5 protein-coding genes are annotated in these 5,173 nt (G+C 41.9%); all 5 read right to left on the reverse strand.

Going from position 1 to position 5,173, the window contains the following annotated elements; translation table 11 throughout:
- Window positions 1-306: 306 nt before the first annotated feature.
- The 5 genes from CEX73_RS01060 to yrbN all read right to left on the reverse strand — a co-directional run bounded on the left by CEX73_RS01060 (window position 307) and on the right by yrbN (window position 5,038).
- Window positions 307-996 (reverse strand): 1-acylglycerol-3-phosphate O-acyltransferase, encoded by a 690-nt coding sequence (locus CEX73_RS01060; protein ID WP_260081027.1) that lies wholly within the window; start codon window positions 994-996, stop codon window positions 307-309.
- Between the two features lie 137 nt (window positions 997-1,133).
- A complete protein-coding gene (gene radA / locus CEX73_RS01065) occupies window positions 1,134-2,522 on the reverse strand; it encodes a DNA repair protein RadA (protein ID WP_101626769.1) in 1,389 nt (462 codons plus the stop codon).
- 158 nt (window positions 2,523-2,680) lie between these two features.
- Entirely contained in the window at window positions 2,681-3,103 is a 423-nt protein-coding gene (locus tag CEX73_RS01070; protein ID WP_101626770.1) for a DNA polymerase III subunit psi, read from the reverse strand.
- 95 nt (window positions 3,104-3,198) lie between these two features.
- Entirely contained in the window at window positions 3,199-4,968 is a 1,770-nt protein-coding gene (locus CEX73_RS01075; RefSeq protein ID WP_101626771.1) for a DEAD/DEAH family ATP-dependent RNA helicase, read from the reverse strand.
- Complete coding sequence (yrbN, locus tag CEX73_RS03495; RefSeq protein WP_369007854.1) at window positions 4,955-5,038, reverse strand: protein YrbN; 84 nt, start codon at window positions 5,036-5,038, stop codon at window positions 4,955-4,957. Before yrbN ends, CEX73_RS01075 begins: the two co-directional genes overlap by 14 nt.
- Between the last annotated feature and the right edge of the window lie 135 nt (window positions 5,039-5,173).

The raw sequence follows: 5,173 nt of genomic DNA on the forward strand, positions 1-5,173 counted from the left end.
ATCTACTAACTATTGGGTTTTGTACTTTTGTACGTTGTAATTCAGTGGTGAAGCGAAAGTGTTAAGTGATCCACCTGAGGAGTACGACCGCAAGGTTGAAACTCAAAGGTCCTGACTAGCGCTCGCTCTCGCTATCTTTACTTTACTATGGAGGATGGAGGAAGCCCTTTCCTTTATACTATTATACTATACTAAAATGCGCCTACTTACGAGTAGCCTGACATTAATGACAAAGGCTACTAAATAATCAATATATATGCTTTATGGCTGTCACTTGACAATTTAGGTTGACTACCAGTAACTAATTTAGAGACCATGGTACTCAGATTTCGTAACTTCTGCGTTCAGTTCATCTAGCTTATTTTTCATCATTTCACGACAGTATCTAGTCAATCCTCGTACCTGTTTTTTACTATATCCTTGGGTATCTATAGGTGGTAATATTTCTATTATAACAATTCCATTAAACCAGCGATTAAGCTTAATCTTATCGGTAGTATTGGAGACGCAAATGGGCACTATTGGCACTTGAGCGGCAATAGCCGTATAAAATGCGCCCGTTTTGAACGGCAGCAGTCCGCGTCCGCGGTTGCGGGTTCCTTCCGGGAATATCCAAATAGATATGTTGCGATTTTTAATCGTATGTTTCAGCTTAGTCAGCATACTATATGTACGATAGCCATGATTTCGATCAATAAGCAAGTTACCAGTTAACCAATAAAGTAGGCCAAAAAAAGGGATCCACAGCAGGCTTTTTTTTCCTACTGTGACCGTCCGTGGTTGTACTACATAGGCGGCGGTCACCATATCGTAATAGTTTTGATGATTAGCAATATAGATACAATTTTGTGGTAAAGTTACTTGTTGAGGAAAGCGTACCTCAATTTTGATTCCAAAAATAGGCGCCATACGTCCAAACCAACGGCCGAAGGTAGCCACGTGACGAGGATCACGTGGGCTAAAGATACAATACATTAAGCCTAATACGCAGATCATAATAGACAAGAACGTAACCAAAAAGATGCGAATAATAGCTAGTAGCATGTTTATTTAACTCAATTGAATAGCGGTCAAACTAGCAAGGCAAAGTGTTATTAGCATTCCACCTAATTTGGCTTTTGCTTTTTTATTGATCAGATTGACATTTTTTGAAGTATTGCTAGTGCATCAGTGAGTTTTTTGACTCCAAAAATTTGCATATTCTCTGGCGCTTTTTTTGGTACGTTAGCTTGAGGCAATATAGCGTAGCGGAACCCATGTTTAGCTGCTTCAGTAATACGCTCTTGACCACTCTGGACTGGACGAATCTCTCCAGCAAGCCCTACTTCGCCAAATACTACCAAGTCTCTTGGTAACGGACGGTCGTATAAGCTCGATACCATCGCTAACATTAGTGCTAAGTCCGCGCTGGTTTCACTCACTTTGACTCCACCGACTACATTGACGAATACATCTTGATCTGCCATCGGTAAACCACCGTGGCGGTGTAGCACCGCAAGCAATATTTCTAACCTATTTTGTGGCAATCCCACCGCGATCCTGCGGCGCGGCTGATTAATCATCGAATGATCTACTAGCGCCTGAATTTCTAATAAAAGCGGACGAGTACCTTCCCATACTACCATAACACTACTACCTGCTGTCATTTCTTCTCTTTTACGAAGGAAAATAGCTGACGGGTTATTTACTTCGCGTAACCCCTGCTCGGTCATAGCAAAAATCCCCAGTTCATTGACAGCACCAAAACGATTTTTATGGCTGCGCAAAATTCCAAAACGGGAATCCGAGTCTCCATTCAGCATAAGAGAACAGTCAACACAGTGTTCAAGTACTTTAGGCCCGGCTAATGAGCCGTCTTTAGTCACATGTCCAACCATAATTACTGCTACGTTCTCATTTTTAGCAAAACGAGTAAGACAAGCTGCTGCTTCGCGTACCTGGGAAATACTGCCAGGCAATGATGGGACATCTGTCATATGCATCACTTGAATGGAGTCTATAACCATCAACCGCGGTTTTTCTTCTAAAGCAGTGAGGCAAATTTGCTCAATGTTAGTTTCCGGTAATATATTTAGCTCTGTGTTAGGTAGTAGTTTTAACCGGTGAGCACGTATAGCTACTTGCTGCAGAGATTCCTCGCCACTTACATATAAGGTTTTCATTTTTAGTTGGGTGGTTATTTTACACAATGTTTGCAGTAACAATGTACTTTTTCCGGCGCCAGGGCTACCGCCTAACAGAATCACGCTGCCTGGAACTACGCCACCACCTAGCACGCGGTCAAACTCTTTGAAACCGGTAGAAAATCGTGGTAATGTCTTCAGATAAATACTAGTCAGATTTTGTACTTTTTTTGTGCTAACTACTGTGTTTTTATCATAGCAGCTAAACAAAACTGATCGGGACGCTATCTCCTCGGTTATGGTGTTCCAAGCCTGACAATTGGTACACTGCCCTTGCCAGTGAGGATATTCTAAACCGCACTTATGGCATATAAAAATGCGTTTTACCGCTTTAACCACAAATTACCTCGGCAATGGCTAATGCAAACTAAAACTGAACGCTATAGCATACTACATTCAAAGGTATTAGTATTGATAATGGATCGCATCAGTAGATCAGTGTAAAGTTAATAACTGATACGCTGCTTAGACTTAGAACAGAGATCTATCTTGACAATTTATTTACTCGTAACAGTAATTACTTCGTTTTTATAATGCATAAGCTGACGCCATAGATCACGTTTAGCCGTAGCGTCATTCTGAAGTACCGACAATGATGGAGTCAATAAAGAAATACCGTCTAAATTACGAATTGCTGTTAAACCTAACCACCAACAGTGGAAGCGTGAGTGCTTTGGTAACATCATTACTTGTGCAGGAGTAACCTGGAGGAGTTGTTCAGGCATCAATGCCATAGTACGTACTACATCAGTTATCAGAGGATGATCGGGAGGCGGCAGCTGTTCAGCAACTAATAATAAACGGGTATTAGTATTAGTCCGTAACATCACAGTTACTTCGCCTTGTAGTAACTGTGGACGCCACAGCGTCCATTGCATAATACCTAGTTGTTTTAACTGCCAGTCACGCCTTATCGTCATCGTTTATTGTATTGTTTGCTATATTACCTAAATCCTAATTAAGTAGACAACTAGCGATAGCTATGTAGTTGAATACTACTTTTGATTCATTTTATTTATTCACTATCGTTACGCTGGGGACGTGAGCTGTTACGGCTGAAACGACGTTCGTAGCTTGCAGCGCCGCCGCCTGTACGGCGATCGTGGAAATGACGACGGATGCTATGGCGTTCAACACATCGCGCCGGGGCTTCACTAAATAATTGCATATTAATTGGTTTATTCATAATACGAGTGCGGGTAAAATGAGACAGCATATTACCCGGTATGCCTTTCGGTAGCTCAATGGTTGAGTGTGATGCAAATAACCTAATGTTACCAATATAACTACTATTGATATCCCCTTCATTTGCGATAGCACCAACGATATGACGTACTTCTACACCATCATCACGACCTACTTCAATGCGATATAAATCCATTTTACCAAAATCTAAACGTTCACGGTGAGTGTGCCGACGGAACTCACTACCACTACGAGGCCTACTTTCGACAATAGAATCTTGCGAAAGAATTAGTGGACGTTCACCCTGAGCCATTTTTAGCAGTACTGCAGCTAGTGTTTCCATATCTAAATCGAGCTTTTCTGTACGCTGTAGCCTAGCTAGCATAGCACGATACATACTCAGATCTCTGTTTTTGAGTTGATTTTTTATTTTTGCAGCCAATTTTTCCAGACGACGAGTGCTCAGCATTTCAGCTGTCGGCAGCTCAACTTCTGGAATAGTTAGTTTCATCATACGTTCAATATTACGCAGCAAGCGACGTTCGCGGTTCTCTACAAATAGTAGAGCACGGCCAGCGCGACCGGCGCGCCCCGTACGACCTATACGGTGTACATAAGACTCTGAGTCCATAGGAATATCGTAATTTACCACAAGGCTAATGCGATCGACATCTAAACCACGTGCTGCTACATCGGTGGCTATTAGAATATCTAGACGGCCATCTTTAAGACGACTCAGCGTTTGCTCTCGTAGCGCTTGATTCATATCTCCGTTTAGCGCAGCGCTATTATAACCGTTTTGTTCTAGAGATTGAGATACTTCTAACGTTGCATTTTTGGTACGAACGAAAATGATAGCAGCATCGAAATCTTCTGCTTCTAGGAAACGTACTAGCGCTTCATTTTTACATCTTCCGTGTACCATCCAATAGCTTTGACTGATATCTGGACGATTAGTTACACTAGATTCTATGTGCACTTCTTGTGGCTCGTTCATAAAACGGCGGGTAATACGACGAATAGCTTCCGGCATAGTCGCTGAGAATAACGCTGTTTGGTGTTTAGCCGGGATCTGCGCCAAGATATTTTCTACATCTTCGATAAACCCCATACGCAGCATCTCATCGGCTTCGTCTAATACCAAGCCGTTAAGATGGGATAAGTCCAATGTGCCACGTTTCAGATGATCCAGCAAGCGACCTGGAGTGCCTACTACTACCTGCGTACCTTGGCGTAAAAAGCGTAACTGTACGTCATAACGCTGACCCCCGTACAATACAACAACGTTTACGCCTTTCATATGTTTAGAAAAATCAGAACATGCTTCCCCAACTTGAACTGCAAGTTCGCGAGTAGGTGCTAGGACGAGCACCTGCGGTGCATTCAACTTAGGATTGATATTATGCAGTAACGGTAAAGCAAAGGCAGCGGTTTTGCCACTACCTGTTTGAGCCATACCTAGCACGTCACGACCCGCTAATAGGTGCGGAATACATTCCGCCTGAATAGGAGATGGTTTTTCATAACCCAGATCATTAAGAGCATCAAGAATAGGAGCATTAAGTCCCATATTTGCAAAAGAGGTATTAACTACAGACATGTACACGTGCCTCATTTTTTATAGTGGCCAGTCTACATACCTCGTAGTGAAAACTGTAATTCATTTTCATAACAAGTGTGAACCAGCTCAAATTAAATTAACAAAAAAACTAGCAGTAACTTGATCAGATTAAGCTCAATAAAATTAATTAAGTCGTTTTGTTTTGCTCTTGTTCTTTTTATTTATGCTTATGCGGATAATCGCT

The organism is Candidatus Palibaumannia cicadellinicola (genome assembly GCF_002855795.1).
GTDB classification, from domain to species: domain Bacteria; phylum Pseudomonadota; class Gammaproteobacteria; order Enterobacterales; family Enterobacteriaceae; genus Baumannia; species Baumannia cicadellinicola_C.

What these genes read in the sequence shown, in the direction of transcription:
- CEX73_RS01060 (WP_260081027.1), bottom strand. Translation starts at nt 996, where the DNA reads ATGATCTGCGTATTAGGCTTAATGTATTGTATCTTTAGCCCACGTGAT.
- CEX73_RS01075 (WP_101626771.1), bottom strand. Translation starts at nt 4,968, where the DNA reads ATGTCTGTAGTTAATACCTCTTTTGCAAATATGGGACTTAATGCTCCT.
- CEX73_RS01070 (WP_101626770.1), bottom strand. Translation starts at nt 3,103, where the DNA reads ATGACGATAAGGCGTGACTGGCAGTTAAAACAACTAGGTATTATGCAA.
- yrbN (WP_369007854.1), bottom strand. Translation starts at nt 5,038, where the DNA reads ATGAAAATGAATTACAGTTTTCACTACGAGGTATGTAGACTGGCCACT.